This window comes from Pantoea conspicua, from assembly GCF_002095315.1.
Taxonomy (GTDB): domain Bacteria; phylum Pseudomonadota; class Gammaproteobacteria; order Enterobacterales; family Enterobacteriaceae; genus Pantoea; species Pantoea conspicua.
Window position 1 is genome coordinate 1 of record NZ_MLFN01000057.1, and the last position, 26511, is coordinate 26511.

General features: G+C 57.5%; 25 protein-coding genes and 4 pseudogenes. 7 read left to right on the forward strand and 22 right to left on the reverse strand.

Going from position 1 to position 26511, the window contains the following annotated elements; all coding sequences use genetic code 11:
• Positions 1–294: 294 nt before the first annotated feature.
• The 7 genes and pseudogenes from ppnP to aroL all read right to left on the reverse strand — a co-directional run bounded on the left by ppnP (position 295) and on the right by aroL (position 5984).
• Positions 295–585, reverse strand: a complete 291-nt coding sequence (gene ppnP, locus HA41_RS16500) for a pyrimidine/purine nucleoside phosphorylase (protein WP_094121675.1) — start codon at positions 583–585, stop codon at positions 295–297.
• Between the two features lie 94 nt (positions 586–679).
• Positions 680–1357 (reverse strand): AroM family protein, encoded by a 678-nt coding sequence (locus tag HA41_RS16505; protein WP_094121676.1) that lies wholly within the window; start codon positions 1355–1357, stop codon positions 680–682.
• A gap of 1 nt (position 1358) precedes the next feature.
• Positions 1359–2290, reverse strand: a pseudogene (locus HA41_RS16510) (DUF1177 domain-containing protein).
• Positions 2291–2303: 13 nt separating this feature from the next.
• The gene (locus tag HA41_RS16515) at positions 2304–3872 is read right to left on the reverse strand and encodes an OPT/YSL family transporter (RefSeq protein WP_094121677.1); all 1569 of its coding nucleotides are present in this window, start codon (positions 3870–3872) and stop codon (positions 2304–2306) included.
• 272 nt (positions 3873–4144) lie between these two features.
• Entirely contained in the window at positions 4145–4897 is a 753-nt protein-coding gene (locus HA41_RS16520; protein ID WP_094121678.1) for an IclR family transcriptional regulator, read from the reverse strand.
• Positions 4898–5156: 259 nt separating this feature from the next.
• Positions 5157–5348 (reverse strand): YaiA family protein, encoded by a 192-nt coding sequence (locus HA41_RS16525; RefSeq protein WP_031377596.1) that lies wholly within the window; start codon positions 5346–5348, stop codon positions 5157–5159.
• A gap of 111 nt (positions 5349–5459) precedes the next feature.
• A complete protein-coding gene (gene aroL / locus HA41_RS16530) occupies positions 5460–5984 on the reverse strand; it encodes a shikimate kinase AroL (RefSeq protein ID WP_094121679.1) in 525 nt (174 codons plus the stop codon).
• 282 nt (positions 5985–6266) lie between these two features.
• Between aroL and HA41_RS16535 the strand changes: the two genes are divergently transcribed.
• Positions 6267–6941, forward strand: coding sequence for a DUF2076 domain-containing protein (locus HA41_RS16535; protein WP_094121680.1), 675 nt, complete (start codon positions 6267–6269; stop codon positions 6939–6941).
• 2 nt (positions 6942–6943) lie between these two features.
• Here HA41_RS16535 and HA41_RS16540 read toward each other — a convergent pair whose 3' ends face one another.
• Complete coding sequence (locus HA41_RS16540) at positions 6944–7393, reverse strand: YaiI/YqxD family protein (RefSeq protein ID WP_094121681.1); 450 nt, start codon at positions 7391–7393, stop codon at positions 6944–6946.
• A 167-nt stretch (positions 7394–7560) separates the two neighbouring features.
• On the opposite strand from HA41_RS16540, the gene proC reads away from it, so the two are divergent.
• Positions 7561–8373: a pyrroline-5-carboxylate reductase gene (gene proC, locus HA41_RS16545; RefSeq protein WP_094121682.1), complete on the forward strand. Its 813-nt coding sequence runs from the start codon at positions 7561–7563 to the stop codon at positions 8371–8373.
• A gap of 66 nt (positions 8374–8439) precedes the next feature.
• Here the strand turns inward: proC and HA41_RS16550 are convergent, their stop codons facing one another.
• From HA41_RS16550 to HA41_RS21130, 4 genes are all read right to left on the reverse strand, one after another.
• Complete coding sequence (locus HA41_RS16550; protein WP_094121683.1) at positions 8440–9963, reverse strand: FAD-dependent oxidoreductase; 1524 nt, start codon at positions 9961–9963, stop codon at positions 8440–8442.
• 204 nt (positions 9964–10167) lie between these two features.
• Positions 10168–10470, reverse strand: coding sequence for a PsiF family protein (locus HA41_RS16555; RefSeq protein ID WP_094121684.1), 303 nt, complete (start codon positions 10468–10470; stop codon positions 10168–10170).
• A gap of 123 nt (positions 10471–10593) precedes the next feature.
• Positions 10594–10845: an anti-adapter protein IraP gene (gene iraP / locus HA41_RS16560; RefSeq protein ID WP_094121685.1), complete on the reverse strand. Its 252-nt coding sequence runs from the start codon at positions 10843–10845 to the stop codon at positions 10594–10596.
• Between the two features lie 205 nt (positions 10846–11050).
• Positions 11051–11191 (reverse strand): hypothetical protein, encoded by a 141-nt coding sequence (locus HA41_RS21130; protein WP_167373386.1) that lies wholly within the window; start codon positions 11189–11191, stop codon positions 11051–11053.
• Positions 11192–11454: 263 nt separating this feature from the next.
• On the opposite strand from HA41_RS21130, the gene HA41_RS16565 reads away from it, so the two are divergent.
• Positions 11455–14586, forward strand: a complete 3132-nt coding sequence (locus HA41_RS16565) for a beta-galactosidase (protein WP_094121686.1) — start codon at positions 11455–11457, stop codon at positions 14584–14586.
• Here the strand turns inward: HA41_RS16565 and HA41_RS16570 are convergent.
• Positions 14468–15741, reverse strand: a pseudogene (locus HA41_RS16570) (multidrug efflux MFS transporter). The gene HA41_RS16565 and the pseudogene HA41_RS16570 sit on opposite strands and share 119 nt — an antisense overlap.
• A 422-nt stretch (positions 15742–16163) precedes the next feature.
• Between HA41_RS16570 and HA41_RS16575 the strand changes: the two are divergent.
• On the forward strand, positions 16164–16415 hold the full coding sequence (locus HA41_RS16575; RefSeq protein ID WP_094121687.1) for a biofilm development regulator YmgB/AriR family protein: 252 nt from the start codon (positions 16164–16166) through the stop codon (positions 16413–16415).
• A 4-nt stretch (positions 16416–16419) separates the two neighbouring features.
• Here the strand turns inward: HA41_RS16575 and HA41_RS16580 are convergent, their stop codons facing one another.
• The 3 genes from HA41_RS16580 to HA41_RS16590 form a co-directional block, all read right to left on the reverse strand.
• Entirely contained in the window at positions 16420–16740 is a 321-nt protein-coding gene (locus HA41_RS16580; protein WP_094121688.1) for a hypothetical protein, read from the reverse strand.
• Positions 16741–16904: 164 nt separating this feature from the next.
• Positions 16905–17201 (reverse strand): I78 family peptidase inhibitor, encoded by a 297-nt coding sequence (locus HA41_RS16585; RefSeq protein WP_094121689.1) that lies wholly within the window; start codon positions 17199–17201, stop codon positions 16905–16907.
• A gap of 278 nt (positions 17202–17479) precedes the next feature.
• On the reverse strand, positions 17480–20083 hold the full coding sequence (locus tag HA41_RS16590; RefSeq protein WP_094121690.1) for a bifunctional diguanylate cyclase/phosphodiesterase: 2604 nt from the start codon (positions 20081–20083) through the stop codon (positions 17480–17482).
• 218 nt (positions 20084–20301) lie between these two features.
• On the opposite strand from HA41_RS16590, the gene HA41_RS16595 reads away from it, so the two are divergent.
• The 3 genes from HA41_RS16595 (at position 20302) to HA41_RS16600 (ending at position 21589) form a co-directional block, all read left to right on the forward strand.
• On the forward strand, positions 20302–20952 hold the full coding sequence (locus tag HA41_RS16595; protein WP_094121691.1) for a CPBP family intramembrane glutamic endopeptidase: 651 nt from the start codon (positions 20302–20304) through the stop codon (positions 20950–20952).
• Positions 20953–21092: 140 nt separating this feature from the next.
• Positions 21093–21263, forward strand: a complete 171-nt coding sequence (locus HA41_RS21135) for a hypothetical protein (protein WP_089562355.1) — start codon at positions 21093–21095, stop codon at positions 21261–21263.
• Between the two features lie 98 nt (positions 21264–21361).
• The gene (locus HA41_RS16600; RefSeq protein ID WP_094121692.1) at positions 21362–21589 is read left to right on the forward strand and encodes a hypothetical protein; all 228 of its coding nucleotides are present in this window, start codon (positions 21362–21364) and stop codon (positions 21587–21589) included.
• A 115-nt stretch (positions 21590–21704) separates the two neighbouring features.
• Here HA41_RS16600 and yniD read toward each other — a convergent pair whose 3' ends face one another.
• The 6 genes and pseudogenes from yniD to HA41_RS16625 all read right to left on the reverse strand — a co-directional run.
• Positions 21705–21896, reverse strand: coding sequence for a small membrane protein YniD (gene yniD / locus HA41_RS21735; protein WP_143807351.1), 192 nt, complete (start codon positions 21894–21896; stop codon positions 21705–21707).
• 37 nt (positions 21897–21933) lie between these two features.
• Complete coding sequence (locus HA41_RS16605) at positions 21934–22362, reverse strand: OsmC family protein (protein WP_094121693.1); 429 nt, start codon at positions 22360–22362, stop codon at positions 21934–21936.
• A gap of 57 nt (positions 22363–22419) precedes the next feature.
• Positions 22420–23606, reverse strand: a pseudogene (gene lldD / locus HA41_RS16610) (FMN-dependent L-lactate dehydrogenase LldD).
• The gene (lldR, locus tag HA41_RS16615) at positions 23606–24379 is read right to left on the reverse strand and encodes a transcriptional regulator LldR (protein WP_094121694.1); all 774 of its coding nucleotides are present in this window, start codon (positions 24377–24379) and stop codon (positions 23606–23608) included. Before lldR ends, lldD begins: the two are co-directional and overlap by 1 nt.
• Positions 24376–26031, reverse strand: a complete 1656-nt coding sequence (lldP, locus tag HA41_RS16620) for an L-lactate permease (RefSeq protein ID WP_094121695.1) — start codon at positions 26029–26031, stop codon at positions 24376–24378. The genes lldR and lldP overlap by 4 nt, the downstream gene beginning before the upstream one ends.
• 215 nt (positions 26032–26246) lie before the next feature.
• Positions 26247–26511, reverse strand: a pseudogene (locus tag HA41_RS16625) (cyanate transporter); the annotation flags it as partial.

Below are 26511 nucleotides of genomic sequence, written 5' to 3' on the forward strand. Positions count from 1 at the left end.
CGCCCAGGCCTCCACTATCGTGCCCTTTTTAACAGCACGCACTGAAGCTTCAGAGCAGGCGGGGGCCGCTCAGGGGCAGGCAATCCGCAGCGCTGAACATTAGCCAGGAGAGCCCGCAGGACGCGGGCGAAAGGCGGGGCGGCACAGGATGTGCCATCCCCGGCGGTCCGTCAGGCAGAGGAATGAAGTGAAGGTACCGCGCAGCGGCGCGAGGACCGCCAGCCCCTGAGCGGCACCAGACTGCGTTATCACCTGTCGCTTAACTGACAGGCATTACCGCATTGCGGCCATTTTTTATCCTTTCAGGTAGCGACAGAGATAAGAACTGGGTTCGCCAACCTGTAAGTGAAATTCGCTGTGGCCCGGCACGTTAAACACCGAACCCGCCTCAAACCATTGCCACTCGGTTTCACCCGGCAGCAGTACCTTCAGCGAGCCGCTCACCACGGTCATCTCTTCCGGCTGACCGGTACCAAAGGTATATTCGCCTTCAGCCATCACGCCCACGCTGGCACGGCCGGTGCTCGCACTGTCAAAACCGATGGATTTAACTTTTCCGTCAAAATACTCACTAATGTTGAGCATAATACTTCCTCACAGCACATTAAGGTGTCTGGCAGTGTAGAAGGGAACTCGCTGATCTGTCACGCGAAATGATGGTCGTTTGTGATCTCTCCCGTCAGCCCAGCAGTTCCGCCGCCAGCCTGGCCACCAGCTGATTCGCGAGCAATACCGGTACGCCGAGCCGTGACTGCAGCGCAGCCCGATGCTGCTGGTGATAGCCAAAACAGTCCAGCACCACCAGGCCGACATCGGCAGCCTGTAGCGTGCGGGCCGCCGCCGCGAAGGTTGCCTCATCGGCCTGATAGGGGCTGGCGACGGCGTAATGGGCTGGCGCGGGCAGTAACTGCCACTTCGCCGCCTGTTCCACCACCTGCTCCTCAACCGGCACCACAATCCCGACCCGCTGCTGATGGACCATCGCGCAGATCAGCGGCGGGATGATGCGGTCCGGCTCCAGCAGCAGCGCGCGCCGGGTGCGTAAGGTGCCAAATTCTCCGGTACAGAGCAGCAGAATAGTGTCGTAACCCGCCTGCTCCAGGGCACTGATTTTGCGCTGCAATCCCTGCTCCACCTTTGGCGCCGCCAGCCGTACCTGCTCACCGCTCTGCAGCCGGGAAACCAGAATCTTCTCGCCCGCCGCCGGACCATACTGCGCCGCGATATCGGCCGCGCTTAATCCATCCAGCAGGCCGGCATGATCGGTCATGGCGTCTGGCAGATGCGGGCGCAGCAGCGGCAGAATGTCGCTGCGCGGTGACTGACCGATGGTCAGAGTGACCAGGGATTTAGCCATTTCAGTGATTCCGCTGGCGCAGATGTCCCAGGCTGCCGTACAGCGCAATCAGCCTGGCATATTCCTCCGCATCGTAAAAATGGCAGCTCTCGCGACCAAACTCTTTCGCCACTTCCACCGCAAATTTCACCGCAGCGGCAATATCCACCTCATGACTGGCACCGGTACCGCAGCCCGGCACCACTGATTCTGCGGTGATCGCCACACCCACCACCGGCACGTCGGTAGCGGTCGATGGTTGCAGAATGCTGTTCAGATGGTAGATGCCATTACCGTAAGGGGTGATGTCCTGGGTGGTGATGGGAAAAGTGACGGCAGGACGCCCGGTGGTCATCTCCATGATGCGCAACAGATCCTCAGAGACCCGCAGGATGTAACCCTCTTTACCGTGGGCGAGAGCGCAAAGCCCTTGTGGTTGATGATGCGGTTACCTTTGGTGGTATCGATGGAGAGAATCGCATCCACGCCTGCGACCACTTCGTTATCATTCATGGTGACATCGTCAATCGGCGAATCCATGAAGTCGACCGGCTGATGCGGCCGGGTGGGCGCATCCGGACAGATATGGGTGGTGACAATCACGTCACCCGCCAGCCGATCGCCTTTGCTCTGCATCTGCGCCAGCTTGAGCGCACTGGCGATCGCCGCCACGGCACCGTCCGCATCTGACACCATGCCGATACGCCCAGGCCGGGCACCGATGCCACCAAGACGACCAATGATGCCCAGCGTGGGTGCCGTCCCGCCGCTGGCTTTGCCCTGCGCGCCGGGAATGGCGATGCGGACAAAATCGGTCCGGCCTTTGGGGCCGGAAACCCGCTTCACGCTGGCCTGCACTTCCGGGTACGCGGCGAAGAGATCCACTACCTGCTGCCCGTCAATCAGGGCGCTATCCAGTAACTCAAAGACCTGTAAGGTCTGCTGTAAACTCATGGTTAATCCTTAGCTATTTCTTACTGCTGCTGGCAAACAGTGAATTAAAGAAGCTGTACAGAGCATCACCGGCAATAAACCCCGCCGCCATCACTTCCATTGGCGATCGGCCACGCTCACCCCAGACGCGAATGATCACGATGCGCAGGGCGATACCTACCACCACCGCCCAGCCGGCCATGGCGTTATTGATCAGTAAACCGGTGGCTAACAGCACACCCATCTGACGTTTCGGCCCGCCGATCAGCTGAATGATCGCGCCTGGGATCGCCCAGATCAGCAGGTTGCCAGCGATGCCCGGCTCTGCGCCAGCCTGAATGGTTTTGGCATAGACCCGCGCCACTGGCGGCAGCAGGTTGTCGGTGAAAAACAGCGTGTGGGCATACCAGACCAGCGGAATCGACACCAGGAAGGCGATCATCGCGGCGATCAGCTGGATACGACGGCCCCACAGCTCCTGCTGCATATCCGCGCCATTGCCACGCAGGATAAAGCCCGCTTTAAGATCGTATCCCATGTCAGCAAAGGCCGGTCCGGTGGCGGCAGTAAAGCCGCACAGCAAACAGAGTGCCAGCGGCGGAAAGCCGATCAGGATGCCGATAATCAGGGTGATCAGCGCCACCGCAAACGCCGGGAACCAACCGGAATGCATGGCGGCAATGCCGACAATCAGTTCGTGAACAAAGGCGGCAAAGGCGGCAAAGGCGGCGTAAAGAATAAACAGCAGCAGCATCGCCAGCCCCATTTCACTCCATAATCCGCCCGCCAGCGCCAGCAGTGCCGAGATGAGGATGTAGCCGACGCTACCCAGTCCCAGCGCCCGCTGCACCTCATTACCATTACGGCTGACCACCAGCGCATCGTTTTTGCGGCTGCGGATCACCATCACCACCTGAATCAGCGCCACCAGACCGGCGCCGACCATCACGCCATGCGGAATGTAGAGCGCGTTAATATCAATACCGGCCACCGGCTCGGCATAGGCACGGAGCAGGAAGCCAATACCCAGCATTGACAGCGCCCAGATGTTGCCGATAAAAGCCGTGCCGAAAGCGGACATCGGAATCTTCATCATCGCGCCGACAATGCCACCCACGATGCCCATCACCAGCAGCCACGCCTGACGTCCGCCTTTATCGCCCGCCTTAATCGCTTCCGCCGCCGCAACGCCCGGTGGCCAGGCATTACTGGCCGGGAAGACACGGGTATCGAACAGCCGATAGAGCAGCCAGGCATCCAGCAGCATGGCCGCGCTAACACCACAGAACAGCGGCAGCACCAGCTGCGGTTCACCCAGCGCCCAGGGCACCGCAATCGGCATCAGCAAGCTATTTGCTGCACCAAAGGTGGCCGAGGAGATGGCAGTCTGCGCCAGGTTCTGAATTTCAATTGAGCGATAGCGGCGAAAAGCCTGTAGCGGAATCCGCGCCAGCAACATGGCAAACAGCGCGCCGATAATGGAGGTATTGGGTGTCACCCCAATGGTGGTGATCAGCTGAATACCAATAATGGCACCCGCGATTGAAAGAAAAATTAAAACCAGCGCAACGCCAGCGTGCTTAATCGGATTGACCCGTTCCATATATTCCCACCCCTCCCTACCCAGACGAAATGAAAGAACGTATTGCCAGCCAGCTGGCTTACGTCGTTTTTATATTTCACCGATCGGACACGCTGCGGTAGCCAGCGGCAGGCGCGCGCAGCCCAGGCACTAAGCCGTAAAGAGACGTGGGGAGACGCGCACAGCAACCGGTGCTGCGCAAAGAGTGGCGATCAGATTGAAAGAAAAAGGCCCGAAGGCCTTTGTTTTTCCCTGGTGTGGCGAAATATTACGCCGATAAAATCGTTGTGAAGTTACGCGCCATATTTTTCGGCCATCTCTGCAGCCGTTGCGCGTAATGCTTCGAGCAGGTCTGACGGGTAACCCGGCTCAGTCTCCTGCGACAGAAACGAGAGGCAGAGCGCCACCGTTTCGCCATGATGTTTGTTATGCACGCAGACCGACAGCGAGCTGATGCCGGGCAGCGTCTCATTGCGCGCCAGTGACCAGCCGTGCTGACGCACTTCAGCTAATCTGGCACACAGCGCGTCAGGCGTTTGCGGTGAATTCGCGGAGACCCCCTGCCAGTTATCTAGATAACGCGCCTGAACGTCTTCATCACTCAGCTGCGCTAACAGCGCCCGGCCGGTTGACGTTGCGGCCGCAGGCATACGACTGCCCGGCGGCGTCACCATCTGGGTGAAATGGCGACCGTGAAACATACGCATCACTAATACTTCGCGTCCGGCCAGCTTAGAGACATAGCCCATACAGCCGGTGCTTTCAGCCAGTCTGACCATGGCCGCGGAGACGCTATCCACCAGTGGTGCCGAGAGATAATGTCCGGCTGCCGCTAACAGGACGCGACCAATGTGATAGCAGCGCGTTTCGGCATCCCGTTCCAGCAGGCCCTGACTCTCCATCGTTGCCAGCAGACGCGAAACGGTGCTTTTCGGCAGTACCAGCGCCTCAACCACTTCACTAAATGTCAGCCCGACGTGCCCCTGTGTCACGCCTTTGCGCTGGAACAGCCTGAGGACGGCGGCGGCATTTTCGAGTGTGGTCATGCTGCGAGTTTCACTATATGGAACTAAGTTCCTGATTCGGTAAGTTGAAAATAAAGGGTTGCGCTGAATCGGTCAAGAGGCAATTTTAACCCGGGCAGATTAGCAGGCAGACAAAATGGAGCGGCAGGAATGATTAGCGGAGCTTTATCTGGGGGGAATCTGTTGAGGCAGAACAGAATAGAGCGCAAAAGGCATTCAGCAGAAAATTTGCGCAATTTTTGAAATGATGTCGGCTGGCGTCCCTGCCAGCGGCAACGTTTTACTCTTTTTCGACGTCTTCGTAACGCAGTTTGGCGTCACGCGCTTCCTCTTCCGTTTCGTGCTCACTGATTAATGAATTTGGTTTGGGATGGTCAGCACGTAATTCATACGATGTGACTTTGTTAGCTTCGGTGCCCTTTTCAACCGGCACAATTCGCGCTTCGCGTGGGTACGGTGGTCTTGTCGGCATACTGTGTCCCTCTTAGCTGAATCACATTCCACAAGACAGGCCGATGCCTGTCAGACGCTAAGTATAGACAACCGCACTGTAAGCGGGATCAAAGCGGGAAAAATCTGAGGGTTAGCTGGCACGCGCCAGCGATAGCGAGCGCAGAATTTCGTCAACCACACCCTCGGGTTTCTGCATGGCATTGACCTGATGATGAGACGCCGACCGGTATAAGTGGGTGCGCTCACGCAATACTTCTTCCATCTCATCGGCAATCGGGCGACCGGTTAAGGTGGGGCGCTGCGCCGTTTCCGGCTGACTCTCCAGCCGATCCGCCAGCACTTCAGGTGACGCACTGAGCCAGATGACACGGCCCTGCTCCTGCATAAAGCGGCAGTTCTCTTCGGCCAGTACCATGCCGCCGCCAGTCGCAATCACCGTCAACGGCGCGGTGACCGCCCTCAGCGACTCGGTTTCGCGTGCGCGGAACCCTTCCCAGCCTTCAGCAGCAACAATTTCCGCCACACTGCGCTGCGTAGTGAGTTGCAGATGATGATCGGTATCGCAAAAGGCGTAGCCCAACGCCTGCGACAACGCTTTGCCGACAGTGGTTTTGCCGCAACCGCGTGCGCCAATCAAAAAGATGGGTAGAGACATCAGGGCCGTTCCTCCGCCTTGCCGCATGCCGCGGCTGGATATTTCGCTCAATAATGCGACGCATGATAACTGGATTTCTTTTTTGCCTCTACCCATCAAGCATGATTTGCGCAGCCAGACCCAACAACTTCAGATAATTCCTTTATTTTCAAAGTGAAATGCATGCACGTTTTGTGCATGGCTTGCGCGTGGTTACCCCCGCAACATTTGCTTACCGCCACAATTTTACTTTGCAGCCTGGCACCCCCATATACTGAATACAGTCGCAACAGGAGAGTCATCATGCAACGCGAAGAACAACAACTGATTGAAGGGCTGTTCAGCCGTCTGAAACAGGCAGAAAGCCAGACCGTGGCACGCGATGCCGCCGCCGAACAACTGATTAACCAGCATCTGCAGGCGCAGCCGGGCGCGCCCTATTACATGGCGCAGGCGATTCTGATTCAGGAAGCCGCGCTGAAAAAACTCAATGGGCGGGTAAGCGAGCTGGAGAACCGGCTGGCGCAACAGCAACAGCCGGCCCAGAGCAGCGGGGGCTTTCTGTCGGGCTTATTTGGCAGCGGATCACGCCAGCAGCCGCCTGCGCAACAGCAGCCCCCGGCATGGAACAGTGCGCCGCAGCAGGCGGCACAACCACCGCAATATGCCAGCGCGCCTGCGGCACGCGGTACCGGTTTCCTCGGCGGTGCGCTGCAAACCGCCGTGGGCGTCGCGGGTGGGGTGGTAATGGCGGATATGCTGACCAGCATGTTTCATCACTCCCAGCCGGAAGAGATTGTGAACATCATTAACGAGCCGCCGCTGCCGGATGTTAATGACAACCTCAACACCTTTAATGGTGGTGGCGAAGATACCTCATTCCTCGATCAGAATGCTGGCTGGGATAACGGCTTCGCCGATAACAGCGATCTCAACGATTTTGGCGGTAACGATTTCGACGACGATAACTTCGTCTAAGCTCAGCGTTTTTGCTGTCTGAGCCAGCTGTCCAGTTCGTTAGCAAACTGCTGGCGGTCACGCGGATTCATCGCCGCGGGGCCGCCGGTCTGTACGCCACTTGCCCGCAGGGTATCCATAAAATCACGCATCGTCAGCCGTTCACGGATGGTGGCCGGTGAATAGCGTTCACCGCGCGGATTCAGCGCCGCCGCACCCTTTTCAATCACTTCGGCCGCCAGCGGAATGTCCGCTGTGATCACCAGATCACCCGGCTGCGCCCGCCGGACAATTTCGTTATCCGCCACATCAAACCCCGCCGGCACTTGCAAAGTACGCAGATAAGGCGAAGAGGGTACGCGCAGAAACTGGTTCGCAACAAAGGCCACGGTGGTTGCGGTGCGGTCCGCAGCACGGTAGAGCACCTCTTTGATCACATTCGGACAGGCGTCGGCATCGACCCAGATAGCCATCATGGTTCCTTCTTATCAGAGAATGCTTCGATCTTGCCGGACTCATCCGCAATGGCAAATTTTATTTGCAGCGCGATGCCCGGCCTGCGTGCGGCTGACTTGTTATTCAGACTGGCTGAAGTAAGCTAGCCCGTTCAGAACAGCGAATAATGACTAAGGAGATGGCGATGCTGGCAAAGAAAATCGGGTTTATTGGCGGTGGCAACATGGCAAAAGCGATTATTGGCGGTCTGGTAGACAGTGGCAAAATCGCGCCGTCTGATATCTCTGTTTACGATCGTAAAGCCGGGACCAACCAGGCGATGGCTGAACAGTATGGCATTAACGCCGCCGAGAGCGCCGAGGCGATGGCGCGTGACGTCGATATCCTGTTTGGCGCAGTCAAACCCAACGTCATCCTTAAAGTGCTGAAAGATCTGGCGGGCAACCTGAAGAAAGAGGCGCTGGTGGTGTCGATTGCCGCTGGCGTAACGCTGGATTCGCTCTCTTCAGTGCTGGGTTACGATCGCAAAATTATCCGGGCGATGCCGAACACCCCATCACTGGTGGGCGAAGGCATGACCTCTGTCACCCCTAACGCGCTGGTTGAGCAGAGTGAGACGGATGAGGTGGTGGCGATTTTTGAAAGCTTCGGCAAAGCTGCTGTGGTGGACGAGTATCTGATTCATTCGGTGGTTGGCGTCAGCGGTTCTGCGCCTGCCTACGTGTTTATGTTTATTGAAGCGATGGCTGATGCAGCCGTGGCGGGCGGGATGCCGCGCGCCCAGGCCTATCAGTTTGCGGCGCAGGCGGTAAAAGGCGCGGCGCAGATGGTATTAGCCACCGGCAAGCATCCGGCAGAGCTGAAGGATATGGTTTGTTCGCCTGGCGGAACCACCATTGAAGCGGTGAAGGTACTGGAAGAGAAAGGACTGCGTTCGGCGGTTATCGAAGCGATGCAGCAGTGCATGGCGAAATCAGAAAAGCTGAGCCGCAGCTAACGTCGCATTTCATGCCGCAGAAGCAGAGCAGGCCCGCGCCTGCTCTGCGCTTTTCCGCAACATGGATTAGCGTTGCGCCTGATAAAGCGCGACCGCCTGCGCCAGCGTCATCGGTTGCTGCATCCGCTCAATCAGTTCAGCGGTCAGGGTGTAAAGCCCACATGAGCAGACCGCAGCCAGCTTCCCGTACTGACCATACAACGCGATAAAGGTTTTATCTTCCAGCGATCCCAGCAGCTGGTATTCATCCCATTCGGTAGCATGGCCCAGATATTCATAGCGCGTGCCATATTGGGTGGTCCAGAAGAACGGTACCCGATCGTAAGCCACCGCCTGATCGAGCATATTGCGTGCTGCCGTCTGTCCCTGCTGGTGCGCCACGCGATAGTGCTCAATGCGCAGCGGCCCCTGCGCCGACGGCCAGGTGGCAATATCGCCCGCTACCCAGATGTTTTCTGCCACCCGCAACTGCGCATCGGTCTGCAGACTGCCATCCTCCGCCAGCGGTAAATCGTGGATAAATGGGGTTGCCGGTTTTACCCCGGTAGCAAACAGCACGACATCCGCAGCCAGTTGCTGCCCGGTTTTTAGCCGCACGCCGGTGACATGTTTGTCGCCCTGTAACGCTTCGATCTCCCCTTCAACCCATTTGACGCCATTTTCCTGATGCAACTGATAAAAATAGCGGCCAATCTGTTCGCCGAACTGTTTTACAAACGGCAGCGGCTGACGGGCAATGACCGTGACGTCGATACCCCGGTTACGCAACGCCGAAGCCATTTCGGTGCCGATAAAACTGTTGCCGATAATCACGATTTGCTGGCTGGCGTCCACCGCCTGCAGAAGCGCCTCGGTCTGGTCTTTACTGCGTAGCAGATGCACGCCGGTCAGATCGTTACCCGGCAGGTCAGGACGAACCGGCGTGGCACCACTGGCGATCAACAGTTTGTCGAACGGCAGTGACTCACCCGTGTCGAAAATCAGCCGCTGCTGCTGGCTGTCGAGGCGGGTGACGGTGGCGCTGATGCGCTCAACGTGATCCATCACATCCTCTTTCAGCAACTGCGGAACCTCGCTGATATCCATTTTGCCGGAGGGAACAAATTTGGTTAGCGTAGTCCGATCGTAAGGGGCATCCTGCTCACGTTCGACCAGCACCACCCGGCCCTTAAAGCCGTCATGACGCAAACGCCACAGCGCGGCGCTGCCGGCCGCGCCTCCCCCCAGCACCACGAAAACCGGCGCGCTTGCCCCGCTGCCGATCGGTGCAGCAGGCGACATCGCTTTAGGATTCACCAGCACGTTGCCATTTTCAATTCGCAGCGGATACTGTTTCAGGTCGGCTAACGCCAGCGGTTCGCACATTCTGCCATCCGCCAGATTAAACGCCGCCTTATGCCACGGGCAGACCAGACGGTCGCCGCAGATAGCGCCCTGTTCAAGCGGAGCACCAGCATGAGGACATTTCGCCTGGAAGGCACGCACGCTTTCACCGTCACGGATCAGCAACACTTCTACCTCACCCAGCTTTTTTTTAACCGGCTGACGCTGCGGCAACTCATTCAGGGCAACGGTAAATTGATAGTTCACGACATGGCTCCTTTTGCGTTCTGGTTATCGGATGCGCAGCAAAAAACCACCTGCCGCGCAAACCCCTACAAACAGTAAGTGTGGCAAAGGAATCGTAATGCTCATGTCGGAATGTTAACGAGGCGGTTATTTATCTGTTTTATCGGGAGTTTTAATCGGAAGGGACGGAGAGGAAAAGACGGCCACTCCGGTGGCCGACAGGCATCAGCTTTTTTTCAGGCACTGGCTCATAAAGGTCTTACGGGCATCGCCCGCCAGCTTCTTATTCCCGGCTTCGCTGTTACAGGTTTTCATTTTCATCTGCTGGGGCGACATGCCCGACATTTTACTGTCTTTCTTCAGGCAGTCGCTCATAAAACTTTTACGGGCGTCGCCTTTAAGGTCTTGTGAGCTGGCATGTTGATTACACATCGCCATTTTTTGCTGCTGCGGCGTTTTTTCCGCCGCATGGATCATTCCGCTGACCAGCAGGCCCGCCATGACCATTGCCATTAAACCGCTCTTCATTGCCTCTTCTCCACCGTGGGTTACCCGCCTTAATTCTGGCAGTGAATAAGCAAAGCGGGGGAATTTCAGGCGGAACTGTCGCCAGGATCGCAAATGATTCCATCCCACCTTGTGCTGCCGTCATTATATACGGGGATATTTGAGCAGTTTATTGATGTAGTTACGCAGCAACAGAGCATTTTCATCGCTGGCATCAGCGGCAGTATCCATCGCGGTTTCAATACTGGTGGTGATCGCCTGATGCTGTTGCGGGTCCAGCTTACGCAGCAGTGCGGTAACCACGATTTCCAGTGCCTCAATCTGCGCGACCTGTTCTTTTGACGCTTCCTCTTTTTCAGCCAGTTTAACCAGTAGTTCAGCAATCAGGTTTTTCATGCTGCGACCTCAGCGGAGAAGAAAAGCAGAAATTAGCATCCGCGAAGCAAAAAAAAAGAGGGTAACCGCCTTTTTTTCAGTCAGTTAACCCTCTTTTTATGCTTTGTTATGGCGTCCGTTCGGGTTGTTCCTGCAGGCGAAACGTTTTGCCGGCGACGTGTACCGCTGCGTAACGCTTCGCCCGCCTGAAACCGCCCGCTAAGCGTTAACGCGGATCAACAAAACCGCGACCCGGTCCACCACCATGTCCTCCCCAGCCACCACCACCGCCCGGAGGAGGAAAAATACATCCGCTCAGCGCGGTCACTACTGCCACAACGGCAGCCAGCTTAACCATTCGTACCATATCAACCTCAGGGTGAAGAAACCGGGCTGAGTGTAGGGAGCGGCCAGCAGGCCGACAAGTGAGAATCTTCCGTATCGGGCGACTATTCATCTTTGCTGACCAGACTTAACGTTTTACGGGCAGTATGACGTCACGATCTCAACATCCGGCTGGCTTTCCAGCCCAGCGTGATCCGCTTATTTTGTTCAAAACGTTAAGGCGGACTCTTTACAGCCTGGCTTTTTTTGCGCATTGTGAGCGCATTACATTTTCAGGAATAGATCATGACTCAGGCTGCTTTTCACGACGTTCTTTCCCGCCGCGACTGGGAAAACCCGGTCATTACCGCGCTGCATCGGCTCGATACGCATCCGCCGTTCGCCAGCTGGCGCGACGAAATGGCTGCGCGCGACGATCACCCTTCGCCATCGCAAAAGAGTCTCAACGGTCAGTGGAAATTCAGCTATTTTTCGCGGCCTGAGGCGGTTCCGGCCAGTTGGTTACTGCAGGATCTGCCGGATGCGGCCACGCTGCCGGTGCCGTCGAACTGGCAGATGCAGGGTTATGACGCGCCGATTTATACCAATGTGCAATACCCCATCCCGGTCAATCCACCCTATGTGCCGCAGGACAATCCGACCGGCTGTTACTCGCTCACATTCACCACCGACGCGCAGTGGCAGGGCAGCGGCCAGACCCGCATTATCTTTGACGGGGTTAACTCGGCCTTTCATCTATGGTGCAACGGCCACTGGATCGGCTATTCGCAGGATAGCCGTTTACCGGCTGAATTTGATTTAACGGCGCATCTGCTGCCCGGTAATAACCGTCTGGCGGTGATGGTGCTGCGCTGGAGCGATGGCAGCTATCTGGAAGATCAGGATATGTGGCGCATGAGCGGCATCTTCCGCGATGTCACCCTGCTGCATAAGCCCGCGGCGCAACTGGCCGACGTTCAGATAGAAACCCGACTAAGTCCGGAGTTCTCCAGTGCCGAGCTGCGGGCGGAAGTAAAGGTCACGCTGCCCGCCGTCACAACGGCTGAATATCAGCTGCGCCTGACGCTGTGGCAGGGTGAACAGCAGATAGGCCAGTGCCAGCAGCCGCTCGGCAGCGCGATTATTGACGAGCGCGGCCACTACCCGGAACGCGCGCTGTTGCGTCTGCGGGTGGAGCAGCCCAGTTTGTGGAGTGCTGAAACGCCCCACCTCTACCGCGCCACGCTGGCGCTGCTGGATGAAAACCAGCAGCTGATAGAGGTGGAAGCCTGGGACGTCGGCTTTCGTCAGGTCACTATCGATAACGGCCTGCTGTGCCTGAACGGCAAACCACTGTTAATCCGCGGTGTTAACCGTCATGAGCACCATCCTGAGCGGGGTCAGGTGATGGATGAAGCGACGATGCGGCGCGACATCATGCTGATGAAACAGCACAATTTTAATGCGGTGCGCTGTTCACATTATCCAAACCATCCGCTGTGGTACCGGTTATGCGATCGTTACGGTCTGTACGTGGTGGATGAAGCCAATATCGAAACCCACGGTATGCAGCCGATGAACCGGCTTGCGGACGATCCCCGCTGGTTTGCCGCCTTTAGCGAACGCGTCACCCGGATGGTGCAGCGCGATCGTAACCATTGCAGCATCATCATCTGGTCGCTGGGGAATGAGTCAGGACACGGCAGCACCCATGATGCGCTCTATCGCTGGGTCAAAAGTGCCGATCCGACCCGCCCGGTGCAATATGAAGGCGGCGGTGCCGATACCGCCGCCACCGACATTATTTGTCCGATGTATGCCCGGGTGGATCAGGATCAACCCTTCCCTGCCGTGCCGAAATGGTCGCTGAAAAAATGGATTGGTCTGCCGGGCGAAACCCGCCCGCTGATCCTGTGCGAATATGCCCACGCGATGGGCAACAGTTTTGGCGGTTTCGCGAAATACTGGCAGGCCTTTCGTCAGTTTCCACGCTTACAGGGCGGCTTTGTCTGGGACTGGGTCGATCAGAGCCTGACCCGCTATGACCTGCAGGGAGAGCCCTGGCAGGCTTACGGCGGCGACTTTGGCGATCAACCTAACGATCGCCAGTTCTGCATGAACGGGCTGGTATTTGCCGATCGCACACCACATCCGGCGCTGTCTGAAGCGCAACGCGCTCAGCAGTTTTACCAGTTTGAGGCCGATGCAACCGATCCATTTAGCTTTACCGTCAGCAGCGATTATCTGTTCCGTCGCAGTGACAATGAACGCCTGCGCTGGCGCATCGAGCAGGCAGGCGACGTAGTGGCAGAAGGTGAAGTGCGGCTGGACCTCGCTGCGCAGGGCCGGCAGCGCATCAGCCTGACACCGCCCGCTGCGCTACAGGGCGAATGCTGGCTCAATCTGGCGGTTCATCAGATTGAAGCCACCGACTGGAGCCCGGCAGACTGGCGCGTCGCGTGGCATCAATGGCCGCTGCCCTCGGCGCTGCTTCTGCCGTCGCAGCCTGCCGCGGCAGAGTCACCCACGTTGCAGGAGAATGACGATGAGATTGTCGTGACCCATCAACAGCAGCGCTGGTGCTTCTCACGCCAGAGCGGTGAACTGATGCAGTGGTTTGTAAACGATCGGCCGACGCTGCTGTCACCGCTGCGTGACTGCTTTATCCGGGCACCGCTGGATAATGATATCGGCACCAGCGAAGCCGAACGCATCGATCCCAATGCCTGGGCTGAGCGCTGGAAAGCCGCGGGATATGATCAGATGCGCAGCAGCCTGATCGCACTGGAAGCCAGTAAACTGCCGCAGGCGGTGGAGATCGGGACGCTGCATGGCTGGTACGCCAATGACCAGCTGGCCTTTATCAGCCGTAAGCGCTATCGGTTTACGCCTCAGGGCGAGCTGCAGATCACTCTGTCGGTTGAACAGTCACGCGGCTTACCGCCGCCAGCGCGTATCGGTTTACGCTGTCAGCTGGCAACGATACCGCAGCAGGTCAGCTGGCTGGGACTGGGACCGCATGAAAACTACCCCGATCGTCAGCTCGCCGCGCAGTTCTCGCGCTGGCAACAGCCGCTGGCGCAGCTCTTTACGCCGTATGTGTTTCCGGGTGAAAACGGATTGCGTGGCGGGACCCGCCAGCTCGACAGCGGCAGCTGGCAGGTGAAGGGAGATTTTGCCTTCTCCCTCAGTCGCTTCAGCCTGGAGCAGTTGCGTGAGACCTCACATCGTCACCTGCTACAGCCCGAAGCGGGCTGCTGGCTGCATCTGGATCTGCATCATATGGGCGTGGGCGGTGATGACTCCTGGAGTCCGAGCGTCAGTCCTGAGTTTTTGCTGACTCAGCAGCGCTGGCAGGCGGAGCTGACGATTTGCCAGCCGGCGTCGGCAATGGCGTTTTCGGACGCCGGTAAAAGCGCTTCAGAAATACCACGTTAATCAGTACTACCACGGCGGTGGCGAAAAAGACCCAGCGGAATCCCGCTACCGCCGATACCGCTGCACCGAGCAGCGGACCGGCAACGTTGCCCAGATACATAAACGACTGGTTATAACCAAAGATACGGCCGGTGATGTTGTCGCGTGAATGGCGTACCAGTAACGTCTGCACCGCCGGCATCATGGCGCCATCGGCGAATCCCAGCAGAAAACGCAACACCCCAAGTTGGGTGGCGCTGGTGACAAACGACATGGCAACAAACAGCAGCAGCGAGATCACCATCGTGGCCAGCAGAATACGCTGGGTACCGATGCGATCGCCTAATCGTCCCAGCCGGGGTGCGGCCAGTAGCGCTGAAACCCCGGGCAACGCGGCGATCACCCCGCTGAGGAAAGCGATATTTTCTGCAGTCGGGGCCAGTTCACGCACAAACAACGTCAGGATCGGGTTCACCGATCCGTTGCACATCTGGATCACCATGGTGGTGAAAACAGGCAGATCATCAGTTTCGGGTTGTCCAGCGAACGGAACACCTCGCGCCCGCTGAGCTTATCTTTCTTGTTGACCGGGGTATAACCGGTCTCTTTAATCAGAAACAGCGTGACCAAAAAACTGACCATCAGCAATACGGCAGTGACAATAAAAACCGCCCGTAATCCGACCCAGTCTGCCAGCAGACCGCCCAGCATCGGACCGAGGATCACCCCGCCAATCTGACCGGTCGAGACGCAGCTCAGCGCCCAGCCGCTGCGATCACGCGGCACCTGCGCCGCCACCAGCGCCATCGCATTGGGAATGTAGCCGGAGGTCAGCCCCATCAGCGCGCGCAGCAGCAGCAGTTGCCACGCTTCGGTGACAAACGCCTGCAGCAGGATGACCACGCCCATACCAAAAGCGGCACGCAGCAGCATCAGTTTACGGCCTTTACGATCGGCCAGGCTGCCCCACAGCGGTGCAACCGCCGCCGAGATCACGAAGGTAATACTGAAGGTCAGACCCGACCAGAGGCTGAGCGACTCACCGCCGGTAACGCCAAGCTGTTCAAGGTAGAGCGGTAAAAACGGAATGATCTGGCTGATCGCCAGGCCAGTAAAAAAACAGCCAAACCAGACCGAAATCAGGTTAATTTTCCAGGGTTCTATTACGCGTGGCATGAGCGGATGACTTGCAGAAGAGAGAAGCTAAAGTCTACCGCGTGGTTGCCGTGGCTGACCGGCAAAACATGTTACAGCCGGTAAAACGCGGTTTTACGCTGCGATTCCGCCAGCGACCCGGTACAAATTTTGCCTGAACAGGGCTTTACAGCCGCTTCCTGTGGCTGAAGCGGCCGCGTAGCGAAGCGGTGAATCTCAGTATGAAAAAATATTTCAGCCTGTTACTGACAATTATCGCGCCCGGTTCTATGTTTAAAAAATCGCCAGTTGCGTGCGATGCGCCGATCATTCTGACAGGCGCAGAAGCCTCAAAATGAGGGTACCCACCGTCAGTAAAATTTGAGGTGGCCCGACTCAATCGATAAACCGAGCCCTTATGCCCGTGTGTAGGGGATGTGTTGTTGTTTTAGCGGAGGTAGTGAATGAGAGTGCAACCTAACAGCGCCAGCCGAGCTATCACCGACTATTTCAATAGCCCGGACTGGCGGGTGCCACCCGAGTCTGACCTGCTGGCGGTGATTCTGCGTGAACTGATGGAGACGGGTCAGCCCGCTACCACGAAAGCGATTGTTGCGCGGGTGATCGATAAACTGGAAGTCGAAGGCGATGAGACGCGACTGCAGAATTACCGCACCCTGCTGGCGCAGCTGATCGAAACCCAGCCAGAGGCGTAGCGGTTTACCTGACCCAGCGTAGTCGATCCGCCTCGCTGACGCTGGCGCGTCCGCTGCTGCGCTGAAACAGGCAGAGCTCCCGTCCACGCTTATTTTTCATCTGCGGCTGCGGATAGCGCCCTTCCAGCAGCAGTGCGCTGTATCCCACGCTGTCGTCATAGTCTATCGGTTCACCCAGTACCCTGACTTTGCTCAGGGTACTGGCGTTGATGCAGGCCTGCGTCATGACCTGACGGCTCTGTTGCCAGGCCTTGTCACTGGCGGCCTGCGCCAGCGTAGTGCTGAGCAATAAAGCAAGCAGTAATACCCTCATCGTCCGTTTCATTTCTGCTCCTCTGTCAATTCTGATCAACGCGAAAAAAAATTCCCGCCGCAGCGGGAATAAAAAGACGAGCATTGTCTATCGGGAGTGACGAGGATGTCTCTTAAACGCCGCACTATCCTCGCCTGCCGTTGTGACAACGCTATGACAACACGTCTTATTTTCCGCTATCCGCAATAAACCCGACTGATGTTACCGCTCTTGTCGGCCAGGAAGTTAAGCCGGCTGAGGCTGAAATCCATAGTGACGGCCGAGTGATACGGAATAGCCCGCACCTTCTGATCGAAATGCTGGCCCTGAAGCGACGTTAACGGTTTACCGACATAATTCTGATACTGAGAGGCGCCACAGCGGTCCGCTTCCGGGTCCTGCGGTGCGCTGGCGGTGTCGGGTTTGCTGGCAGACTGACAGGCGGTTAATGTCAACAGACCCAGTACAAGCAGCGCTTTTCCATAATGTTTCACGTTTGATCTCCTGTTGGACGTGTAAACCCTGCCCCAAGAGTAGCAAAGCGTGCACGCTGAGCTGAACCCTAAAAAAGTAAAGTTATACGCGCTGAGCAGAAAATCACGCCGGACCGACGGCCAGTTTTTAAGATTAATCGCACAGAGTGCGCAAAAAGAACCCACTCAGAGGCTACAATATTTTAAGAGTATTCCGAGCTACTGAGAGGTGTAACTATGGAACTTATTATCTTTATCGTCTGTGCCATGCTGATGACTGCCGTAGCTGTCAAAGTTCGTTAAGCCTGATCGGACGGACTTTGCGTGGTTCTTTCCAGAAGCGTACTGAATGCGGCCAGCGGCATCGGTTTACCGAGGAAGTATCCTTGCCCTTCTTCACACGATAGCAGCTTGAGCTGATTCAGCTGCGCTTCTGTCTCAATGCCCTCTGCGGTAATGGTTAATGCAAAGGCGCGCGCCAGAGCAATAATTCCGGCGACAACCGATTGTGCCTGTTGTGACTCGGGGAAATCTTTCATCCACGAGCGGTCGATCTTCAGGCCGTTGAACGGGAATGTCTTAAGGTAACCGAGCGCGGCATAGCCAGTGCCAAAGTCATCCACCGTCAGCCTCACCCCCAGCGAACGCAGGCTCTGCATCACTTCCAGCGCATGCTGCGGATGTTCAAAGGTCACGTTTTCGGTAATTTCCAGCTCCAGCCGCGTGGCGGGCAAGCCACTTTTTGCCAGCGTATCCGCCACCCGCTGCACCAGGTCACTGGTGCGAAACTCCATCGGGGAAATATTAACCGAGACGTAGCGGTCGCCGCCCCACGCCAGCGCATCTTCACAGGCGCGCATTAAGACCCAGTCGCTGATGGTGGCAATCAGTCCGCTCTCTTCCGCCAGCGGAATAAAACGATCCGGCGTGATCCACTGATCGGGCGCGATCTGCCAGCGGATCAACGCTTCAGCACCGGCCAGCTGTCCGCTCAGTAGCTGATAACGCGGCTGGTAGTGCAGGCGAAATTCGTTGTTCTTCAGCGCTTTCTCAATCCGTTGTGCCATATCACGCTTACTGTTGCGCTGGCTGGCCATCTCATTGGCGTACCACACCCACTGATTGCGCCCGGCCTCCCGCGCCTCATTCAGCGCGATGTCTGACATGCGTAGCAGCGCTTCCGGATGGCTGGCATCCTGCGGCGCACAGGCGATACCGAGACTGGCTGTCAGATAGTGAACGTGCTGGCCGGTGGTGACAGGCTGCTGGACGTCATGCACCAGTTGGGCGCAGCGCGCATCGACCTTGTCACGATTGCCTTCACGCAGCACCAGCACAAACTCATCGCCGCCCAGCCGGGCCGCCAGCTCATGCGGCCCGATGCAGCGTTTCAGGCGCTGCGCCATCTGATTCAGTACCCCATCGCCCGCCGCATGGCCCCAGGTTTCATTGATTGGCCGGAACTGATCCAGGTCGAGGCTGATAATGGTCAGCGGATGGCTGTCGTCGGCCAGCTCAAGATGATGGGTAAGGAACTCCTGTAGCTGAACGCGGTTAGGCAACCCGGTTAACACGTCGTGGCGTGACAGGAATTGAATACGTGCTTCCGCTTCCATGCCCTGGGTAATGTCGGAGACCGTGCCGCGAAAACCGATGCAGCGCCGATCGTGCCAGACGGTTTTCGCTACCAGCTGGCCAATGCGCCGGTCACCGTGCGCCGACATAAACTGGCAGCGCAGCGGCATCTGTTGCGGCTCCTGCTCCTGGCGCAGCAGCCAGGTGACCAGCGAATGGCTGGGATGCGTCAGTAAGTGATCGATGTGACGTCCAAGCCACTGTGAGATTTCATGGCCGGTCACGGTGTGAAAACGCGCCGAGAGATAGATTAGCCGGCCCTCTTCATCAGTCTCCCAGATCCAGTCCGAGGCAGCTTCAGCCAGATCGCGGAAGCGAGCCTCGCTGTTTGCCAGCTCCTGCTGACTGACCGCCAGCATGGCAAAACGTCGATCGGAAAGTATGGCGTTATACAGCGCGTGGCGGCTGACGCGACGGGTAATTAAGGCGATGATAATCGCCATTATCACCAGCAGCGGCAGCAGAAACCAGATCAGCCCCATGCCCGGCATTTTTGGCGTCCAGCGCAGCACCAGCGGCGTGCTGCCGGTGACTGGCTGCAACATGCGCGGTTCGCGTTCGGCATCCAGCGCGCTGTTGGCCAATCGTGGCCCACGCACATCCAGCGCCGCACCCAGCTCTTCCAGCTTGGCAGGGGTAAACAGGTTCACAAACACCATGATCGAGGGTGGGCCCGCTTTCAGCGGCAGTGAAGCCACTTTACCCCGACTGATTGGCGCAGCAACCACAATAGCCGCCTGGCGATTAATGATGGCGTTACGGGTCAGAGCGGCGTTATTGAGCTGACGTGCTGCCGCGATCATCCCGTGGGCCTGATTGCCTAGCCAGGTTTCCAGCGGCATATCCGTCAGCTGACCATTAATTACCGCATAGCTGGTGCGGCCGTAGCCGTCGATGACGAACACACCTTCGTAGTGATACTCCTCATACAGCCCAGGTCCAAAGTTCTCTTCGTCATAGGCCCAGACTTTATTCACTGTAAGATGCAGATTACGCCAGGCTTCGCCCCAGAACGCATAGTCCCGGATATCGGTCACCATCGCGTCCTGACGGATTTTCCACGTCTGTTGCATCAGCAGCTTATCGTGCTCAATCGATGCACTGTTCTGACGTTGCGCGATGGTCAGTACCATCAGCATCGACAGTAACAGCACGCCGAACAGCAGCAGCGAAAGCGTGCGCAGGCTGCGACGCGTAAAGCGGACAGTGCGATCTTCGGCTGCATGCGCAAAAGAAGGTGACGGCGGTGCCGGGGGGTCAAAAGTCATTAAGCCTACTCACTACACGACATAAAGTCCGTTGGGGAGAGCCGGCCCGTGACATATAACGCCGGGCCGGCCAGATTAGTTTCCTCAGTTATCGGCCCGTGACGTCGGGTGTTTAGTCTGCGGTTAAAATTTAACGGCTAAATATTGTCTTATTGGCTGACTCGACAGCGATCAGGCGCATTGCTACTATGCGCTAACCTTCGCTGGCTGGGTCGTCTATGAATACCAATTCCGACAGAGTGACACTGACGCTGTTCTACGTCGGCAGCTTTGTGGTCTATTACCTCGTCACCATGCTGATCACGCTGTTCCCGAATTACGGCGTGCTGCGTAATGACGGCCTGCTGGTGCCGGTGCTCTGTCTGTTCGAATTTGCCGTGATCTACCCTCTTTACCGCTTCTACTGCCAGCGCCGGACCGATTTGCCGCTGGGTGAACTGCGCCCGTTACAGACCCTGCTGTTCACCGGCGCGCTGTTTGTGCTGATGGCGGCACAGATGCAGTTTATGCAGCCGGAAGGCTGGCTGGTGATGCAGGCACAGCAGGGACGTAACTCGTTGCTGATTTTGCTGTTGACGGCAGTGCTGCTGGCACCAGTCTTCGAAGAAGTGCTGTTTCGCGGCTTTCTGTTGCAGGCTTTTTTGCTGTGGGCGCCACGCAGCCGCTTCGCCTGCATGATGCTGACCTCGCTGTTGTTCGCGGTGATGCATACGCAATATGTTCACTGGCAGACCATTATCGCGCTGACGCTGTTTTCGCTGCTGCTCTGCTATGCGCGCTTACGCAGTAATAGCCTGGCGCTACCGATCTTTCTGCACACCCTCAACAACCTGATCGCCCTGCTGCCCGCCTGGTATTTCGCTGGCTGATCGGCCCCTTTCGCCTGCCCGGCTCGTGGCTATAGCTCGGGCAGGTAATGCTGCACCGACGCGTTTGACTATACTGGATCAAAAAAAGGGATAAAAAGCACCGCAGTCCGGACCACCAGACCGTGCAAAGGAGTCGATCTATGTTGATAGGATTTGTGTTGTTAGTGAGCGCGTGCGGCTACGATGCCTGTGAGGCGTTACCGGTTTCTGAGCACATTTTTCCGACCAAAAGCGCCTGTGAAACCATGGCAAACCGTATTCATAAAGTCAGGCCCAACGTGGTCCTGCTGTGCGGTGAAGTGCATCGTTAAATCAGGGCCAGCTGCAATAAACCCGGCTGTAACGTTGCAAGCTGACGCTTTAGCGTACAAAATATGAACTGTTGTTACCTATTACCGTTGTGAATCCCATGAAAACATCACGTCCCCGTCGTCCAAACGGACGCTGGGTTTATTACATTTTGTATGATGGCATTCTGTGGCCCTGCCCCGTTCGCTGGGAATGGGAAAGCAGCTACGGCGGCTGGTTGCCGTTTTACTATACGCCTACCTTTGAGTTTGTGGTGGGCGATCCACGCAAAGCGTATCGCATTGCGCGCAGCGACGTGCGCGTCCGGCGTGAGGATGCCTGCGTCTGATAGCGTTTATTGCTACGGCAGCCATGAGGCGGTCAGCAGAAAGTGAATCGCTTCCAGCACGATAATCACCATTAATAAAATGCCCAGGGTATGACGCCCCATCCGTCTTATCCGGTCAGGCCCAAATCATCGCCGCCCAGCGGATCAGCAGCAATCCGCCACAAATGCAAAACAGCACCAGCACCATTTTCCAGTGTTTTCTGGCTGCCCGATATCTCGTCACATCGGTTTCCTCCCTGTCAGAAAGCGAAGATGCGCCACAAGGCGCATCTGTTTCGGTCAACTGCAGGACCGGTACTGCCAGCATAACGCCCAGACCGCGAAAAGGCGACCCGTCGTTGGCATCAGTTATTCAGGGTGTAGTCCAGCGTGATTTCCGCATTCAGCACCTGAGAAACCGGGCAGCCCGCTTTGGCTTTATTGATGATCTCATCGAAGGTCGACTCATCAATGCCAGGCAGAGAAATGGTGCTGGTCAGCGCCACTTTAGTGATGGCGAAGCCGTCACCTTTCTTGTCCAGCGAAACATCTGCCGTGGTGTCGATGCTTTCTGGCGGATGACCCGCCTGACCCAGCATCAGCGATAACGCCATGGAGAAACAGGCCGCATGCGCCGCGCCAATCAGCTCTTCCGGATTGGTCCCTTTGGCGTCTTCGAAACGGGTGTTGAAACCATACGGTTGCTGGTTCAGCACGCCGCTCTCTGTGCTGACGGTGCCTTTGCCCTTGATATCGCCTTCCCAGTGCGCCGAACCTTTCTTATGAATGGTCATGTCATTCCTCCTGTTGGTAAAGAAGCTAAGTATAGACAACGCCTCCGTTTTCGCCGGTTAACTTACCGCGCGCGGCCGCGTCGGGTTGCTCTGCGGATTCAGCACCGCCTCGGCCTGCACCAGCGAATCGCGGGTGATCTCGCTGATTGATTTCGCTCCGGTCAGGGTCATGGCGACCCGCATCTCTTTCTCGATCAGGTTCAGCAGATTTTCAACGCCTCGCTGGCCGTGGGTCGCCAGCGCATAGATAAAGGCCCGTCCCAGCAACACGCTGTCTGCGCCGAGCGCAATCATCCTTACCACATCCAGTCCGTTTCGGATGCCGCTGTCGGCCAGAATAGTGATGTCGCCTTTCACCGCATCGGCAATCGCCGGCAGCGCGCGCGCCGACGACAGCACGCCATCCAGCTGTCGCCCGCCATGATTGGAAACTACGATACCATCAGCGCCAAAACGCACCGCATCCCGCGCATCCTCCGGATCGAGAATGCCTTTGATCACCATCGGGCCGTCCCAGAATTCACGGATCCACTCCAGATCTTTCCAGCTGATAGAGGGATCGAAGTTGTTCGCCAGCCAGCCGATGTAATCTTCCAGCCCGGTCGGTTTGCCCAGATAGGCCGAAATATTACCCAGATCATGTGGCCGTCCCTGCAGACCGACATCCAGTGCCCACTGCGGATGGGTGACCGCCTGCCAGTAGCGGCGCAGCGCCGCATGATTGCCGCTCATGCCGGAGTGCGCATCGCGATAGCGCGCCCCAGGCGTCGGCATATCCACGGTAAACACCAGCGTGGAGCAGCCGGCCGCTTTGGCGCGCTCCAGTGCGTTGCGCATAAAACCGCGATCGCGCAGCACGTAGAGCTGGAACCACATCGGACGATTGATCTGTGGCGCGACCTCTTCTATCGGCAGACTGACACCGTCGACAGGGTAAAGGGAATGCCTTTCAGCGCCGCCGCGCGTGCCGCCTGCACTTCGCCACGGCGGGCATACATGCCGCACAGGCCGACCGGTGCCAGCGCCACCGGCATAGAGAGCGTCTCATTGAACAGGGTCGTTTCCAGGCTCAGTTCAGACATGTTCTTGAGAATACGCTGACGCAGCGCCACGTCAGAGAGATCCTCTACGTTGCGGCGCAGCGTGTGCTCGGCATAGGCCCCGCCATCAAGGTAGTGAAACAGGAAAGGCGGCAGGATGCGTTGCGCGGCGGCGCGATAGTCACTGGCAGCGGAGATAATCATCAATCAGATTCCTTACGGTTACGTGATTCAGTGTCCGGTAAGCGGGTGATACGCGCCTGGCGCGCCTCATCCTCATGCAGATTTTTCATCGTGGTATGAACAAAGCCCAGGTGCTGCATTGCGGCCTGGCGTGCGGCTTCGGCATCACCGGCCAGAATGGCGTCCAGCAGCGCCTGATGCTGTTCGGTCAGCCGGGCAAAAATCGCGGGCTGGATATACATCCGCTGACGGCTCTGCATCACCGAGGATTGAAGCAGTTCGAAAAAACCGCGCATGGTTTGCAGCAGCACCAGATTGTGAGACGCCTCAGCAATTGCCAGGTGAAAGCGCACGTCAGCCTGCGCGGCAAGGTCGGGATCGTCACTCTCTTTCAGCTTTAGCGTGGCGTCAAAGGCGTACTGCAGCCGCTCGCGATCTGCCTCCGTGGCGCGCAGCGCAGCATGCCAGGCGGTGCTGGCTTCAATCGCATGTCGCGCCTCCAGAATGTCGTAGCGGTAGTCAGGGTCGTCACGCAGTAACTGACGAATCGGTTCCACGATGCGCTGTTCTGACCAGGGTTCCAGCTGCTGCCGGACCCAGGTGCCACCGCCGCGACGGCTGATCAGCATACCGCTGCTGATCAGCTGCTGTAACGCTTCACGCAGCGAAGAACGCGATACGCCGAGTTCAGCCGCGAGTGTCCGCTCGGCAGGCAGGCGCATACCCGGCGTCAGTTGATGTTCAGTGATATACGCACGAAGGCGCATCACCAGCGGATCGGCAACGGTTGTCATGGAATCATCCAGGGAAAAACGTACGCCTGCAGCGTGGTGATCACGCCGACCATACAGGTGAAGATCAGGCTGTGTTTAACGGTAAAGCGGAACAGGTCAGACTCTTTGCCGACCAGCCCGACCGCCGCACAGGCGATGGCGATCGACTGCGGCGAGATCATCTTACCGGTGACGCCGCCGGTGGTGTTGGCCGCCACCAGCAGTACGTCCGACACGCCAATCTGTTGCGCGGTGGTGGCCTGCAGCGCGGCGAACAGGGCATTCGAGGAGGTATCCGAGCCGGTGAGGAACACCCCGAGCCAGCCGAGGAACGGCGAGAAAAAGGTAAACGCGTGTCCGGTGTGCGCCAGCGCTAACGCCAGCGTCGCTGACAGGCCAGAGTAGTTTGAGATAAAGGCGAAGGCCAGCACCATGCCAATCGAGTAGATCGGCAGCGCCAGCTCTTTCAGCGTTTCACCAAAGGTCTGCAGCGCTGCTCTGGGTTTCATCTTCAGGTAAAGGATGGCCACGATCGCTGCAATCAAAATCGCGGTGCCGGTGGCGGAGAAGAGATCGAACTTAAAGATGGCCGGATAAGGCGTGGCACTGCCGACCACCGGCGGCATACGTGCCACCCACTCGTTAAGCAACGGCACCGGCACATTGAGCACCCAGTCCGCCAGCGCGCCGCCTTTGGCGAACAGCGCTTTAAACGGCGGGATGCTCCACAGCGTCACGGTGGCGGTGAGAAACAGGAACGGCATCCAGGCGCGCACCACCTGTCCTAGCCGATATTTTTGCTGGGGTATAGATGAATCGAGCGGCGCGGCATCCTCATTCTCAAAGCGGAAAATGCGCACCGGCTTCCAGACGCGCAGAAACAGCGTCAGCGAAATCAGCGAGGCGAGTGACGAGATAATATCCGGCAGTTCCGGGCCGAGGAAGTTGGAGCTGAGGAACTGGGCGATGGCAAATGACCCGCCCGCCACCAGCACCGCTGGCCAGGTTTCTTTGACGCCGCGCCAGCCATCCATGATCGCCATAATCCAGAACAGCACAATCAGGGTCAGCAAGGGTAACTGTCGTCCGGCCATCTGCCCGATGGCGAAGCTGTCGAGCCCGGTAACCTGACCGGCAACAATAATCGGAATGCCCATTGCACCAAAGGCGACCGGCGCGGTATTGACAATCAGGCACAACCCGGCGGCATACAGCGGATTAAAACCCAGTCCGACCAACAGCGCGGCGGTGATCGCCACCGGTGCGCCGAAGCCTGCAGCGCCCTCAAGGAATGCGCCGAACGAAAAGCCGACGATCAGCATCTGCAGCCGCTGATCCGGGGTGATCGACAGAATAGAGGCGCGGATAATATCGAACTGACCGGTTTTGACCGAAATTTTATAGACAAATACCGCCGCCACAATGATCCAGGCGATCGGCCACAGACCATAGAGAAAGCCGTAACCCACCGACGCCAGCGCCTGCGCCACTGGCATCTGATAGAGAAACAGCGCCACCAGCAGCGCCAGTACCACGGTGATGCTGGCTGCCAGATAGCCTTTCATTCTGAGCTTTATCAGCGCAAAGAAGAAAAACAGAATCGGAATCAGCGCTACCAGGCTTGAAAGCCAGATATTGCCTAATGGATCGTAATTTTGTTGCCATACCTGCATGCCGCTATCTCCAGAGGAAGAAGAAATGTGGTGCGCGTCCAGCAAGGTGCCGCACACCATCAGCCCGCCACCTGTTTGGTCAGACCAAAATCAGTGTGGCGCACCTTATAGCGACAGATAGTTAATGCTTTGTTAACTTATGGCAATAAATGTGACCTCTATTTTCCCGATATGTGAACCACAGAAAAATTTTACCGTAATTGGTAGGACCAGACTCAGCCCTGCTGCTGCGAAAATGCTCGCGGATAGCTGCGTGGATGAAACCGCAGGTTCAGCACGAGCAATAACAGCGTCACCGTGGTCTGTAATAGCCAGACGCTGGTGAAATCATGGGTCAGCGCGTGAAGCTGTCCGGCGATAAACGGCATACTGCCGGCAATGATAAAACCGATACCCTGCATAAACGCGACCAGCCGCGCGCCCGCCTGCGGCTGCGCCAGATGATCCAGCGCCAGAACCAGAGCCAGCGGGAACGCGCCG

Bases quoted from the DNA above. Each gene is read 5' to 3' on its own strand.
- proC (WP_094121682.1), top strand. From the start codon at position 7,561: ATGCTGGCAAAGAAAATCGGGTTTATTGGCGGTGGCAACATGGCAAAA.
- lldP (WP_094121695.1), bottom strand. From the start codon at position 26,031: ATGCAGGTATGGCAACAAAATTACGATCCATTAGGCAATATCTGGCTT.
- HA41_RS16590 (WP_094121690.1), bottom strand. From the start codon at position 20,083: ATGACTTTTGACCCCCCGGCACCGCCGTCACCTTCTTTTGCGCATGCA.
- HA41_RS16600 (WP_094121692.1), top strand. From the start codon at position 21,362: ATGAAAACATCACGTCCCCGTCGTCCAAACGGACGCTGGGTTTATTAC.
- HA41_RS16535 (WP_094121680.1), top strand. From the start codon at position 6,267: ATGCAACGCGAAGAACAACAACTGATTGAAGGGCTGTTCAGCCGTCTG.
- HA41_RS16540 (WP_094121681.1), bottom strand. From the start codon at position 7,393: ATGGCTATCTGGGTCGATGCCGACGCCTGTCCGAATGTGATCAAAGAG.
- lldR (WP_094121694.1), bottom strand. From the start codon at position 24,379: ATGACAACCGTTGCCGATCCGCTGGTGATGCGCCTTCGTGCGTATATC.
- HA41_RS21135 (WP_089562355.1), top strand. From the start codon at position 21,093: ATGTTGATAGGATTTGTGTTGTTAGTGAGCGCGTGCGGCTACGATGCC.
- aroL (WP_094121679.1), bottom strand. From the start codon at position 5,984: ATGTCTCTACCCATCTTTTTGATTGGCGCACGCGGTTGCGGCAAAACC.
- HA41_RS16505 (WP_094121676.1), bottom strand. From the start codon at position 1,357: ATGGCTAAATCCCTGGTCACTCTGACCATCGGTCAGTCACCGCGCAGC.
- HA41_RS16580 (WP_094121688.1), bottom strand. From the start codon at position 16,740: ATGAAACGGACGATGAGGGTATTACTGCTTGCTTTATTGCTCAGCACT.
- HA41_RS16520 (WP_094121678.1), bottom strand. From the start codon at position 4,897: ATGACCACACTCGAAAATGCCGCCGCCGTCCTCAGGCTGTTCCAGCGC.
- iraP (WP_094121685.1), bottom strand. From the start codon at position 10,845: ATGAAAAACCTGATTGCTGAACTACTGGTTAAACTGGCTGAAAAAGAG.
- HA41_RS16595 (WP_094121691.1), top strand. From the start codon at position 20,302: ATGAATACCAATTCCGACAGAGTGACACTGACGCTGTTCTACGTCGGC.
- HA41_RS21130 (WP_167373386.1), bottom strand. From the start codon at position 11,191: ATGGTACGAATGGTTAAGCTGGCTGCCGTTGTGGCAGTAGTGACCGCG.
- HA41_RS16515 (WP_094121677.1), bottom strand. From the start codon at position 3,872: ATGGAACGGGTCAATCCGATTAAGCACGCTGGCGTTGCGCTGGTTTTA.
- HA41_RS16555 (WP_094121684.1), bottom strand. From the start codon at position 10,470: ATGAAGAGCGGTTTAATGGCAATGGTCATGGCGGGCCTGCTGGTCAGC.
- ppnP (WP_094121675.1), bottom strand. From the start codon at position 585: ATGCTCAACATTAGTGAGTATTTTGACGGAAAAGTTAAATCCATCGGT.
- HA41_RS16575 (WP_094121687.1), top strand. From the start codon at position 16,164: ATGAGAGTGCAACCTAACAGCGCCAGCCGAGCTATCACCGACTATTTC.
- HA41_RS16565 (WP_094121686.1), top strand. From the start codon at position 11,455: ATGACTCAGGCTGCTTTTCACGACGTTCTTTCCCGCCGCGACTGGGAA.
- HA41_RS16525 (WP_031377596.1), bottom strand. From the start codon at position 5,348: ATGCCGACAAGACCACCGTACCCACGCGAAGCGCGAATTGTGCCGGTT.
- HA41_RS16605 (WP_094121693.1), bottom strand. From the start codon at position 22,362: ATGACCATTCATAAGAAAGGTTCGGCGCACTGGGAAGGCGATATCAAG.
- yniD (WP_143807351.1), bottom strand. From the start codon at position 21,896: ATGCTGGCAGTACCGGTCCTGCAGTTGACCGAAACAGATGCGCCTTGT.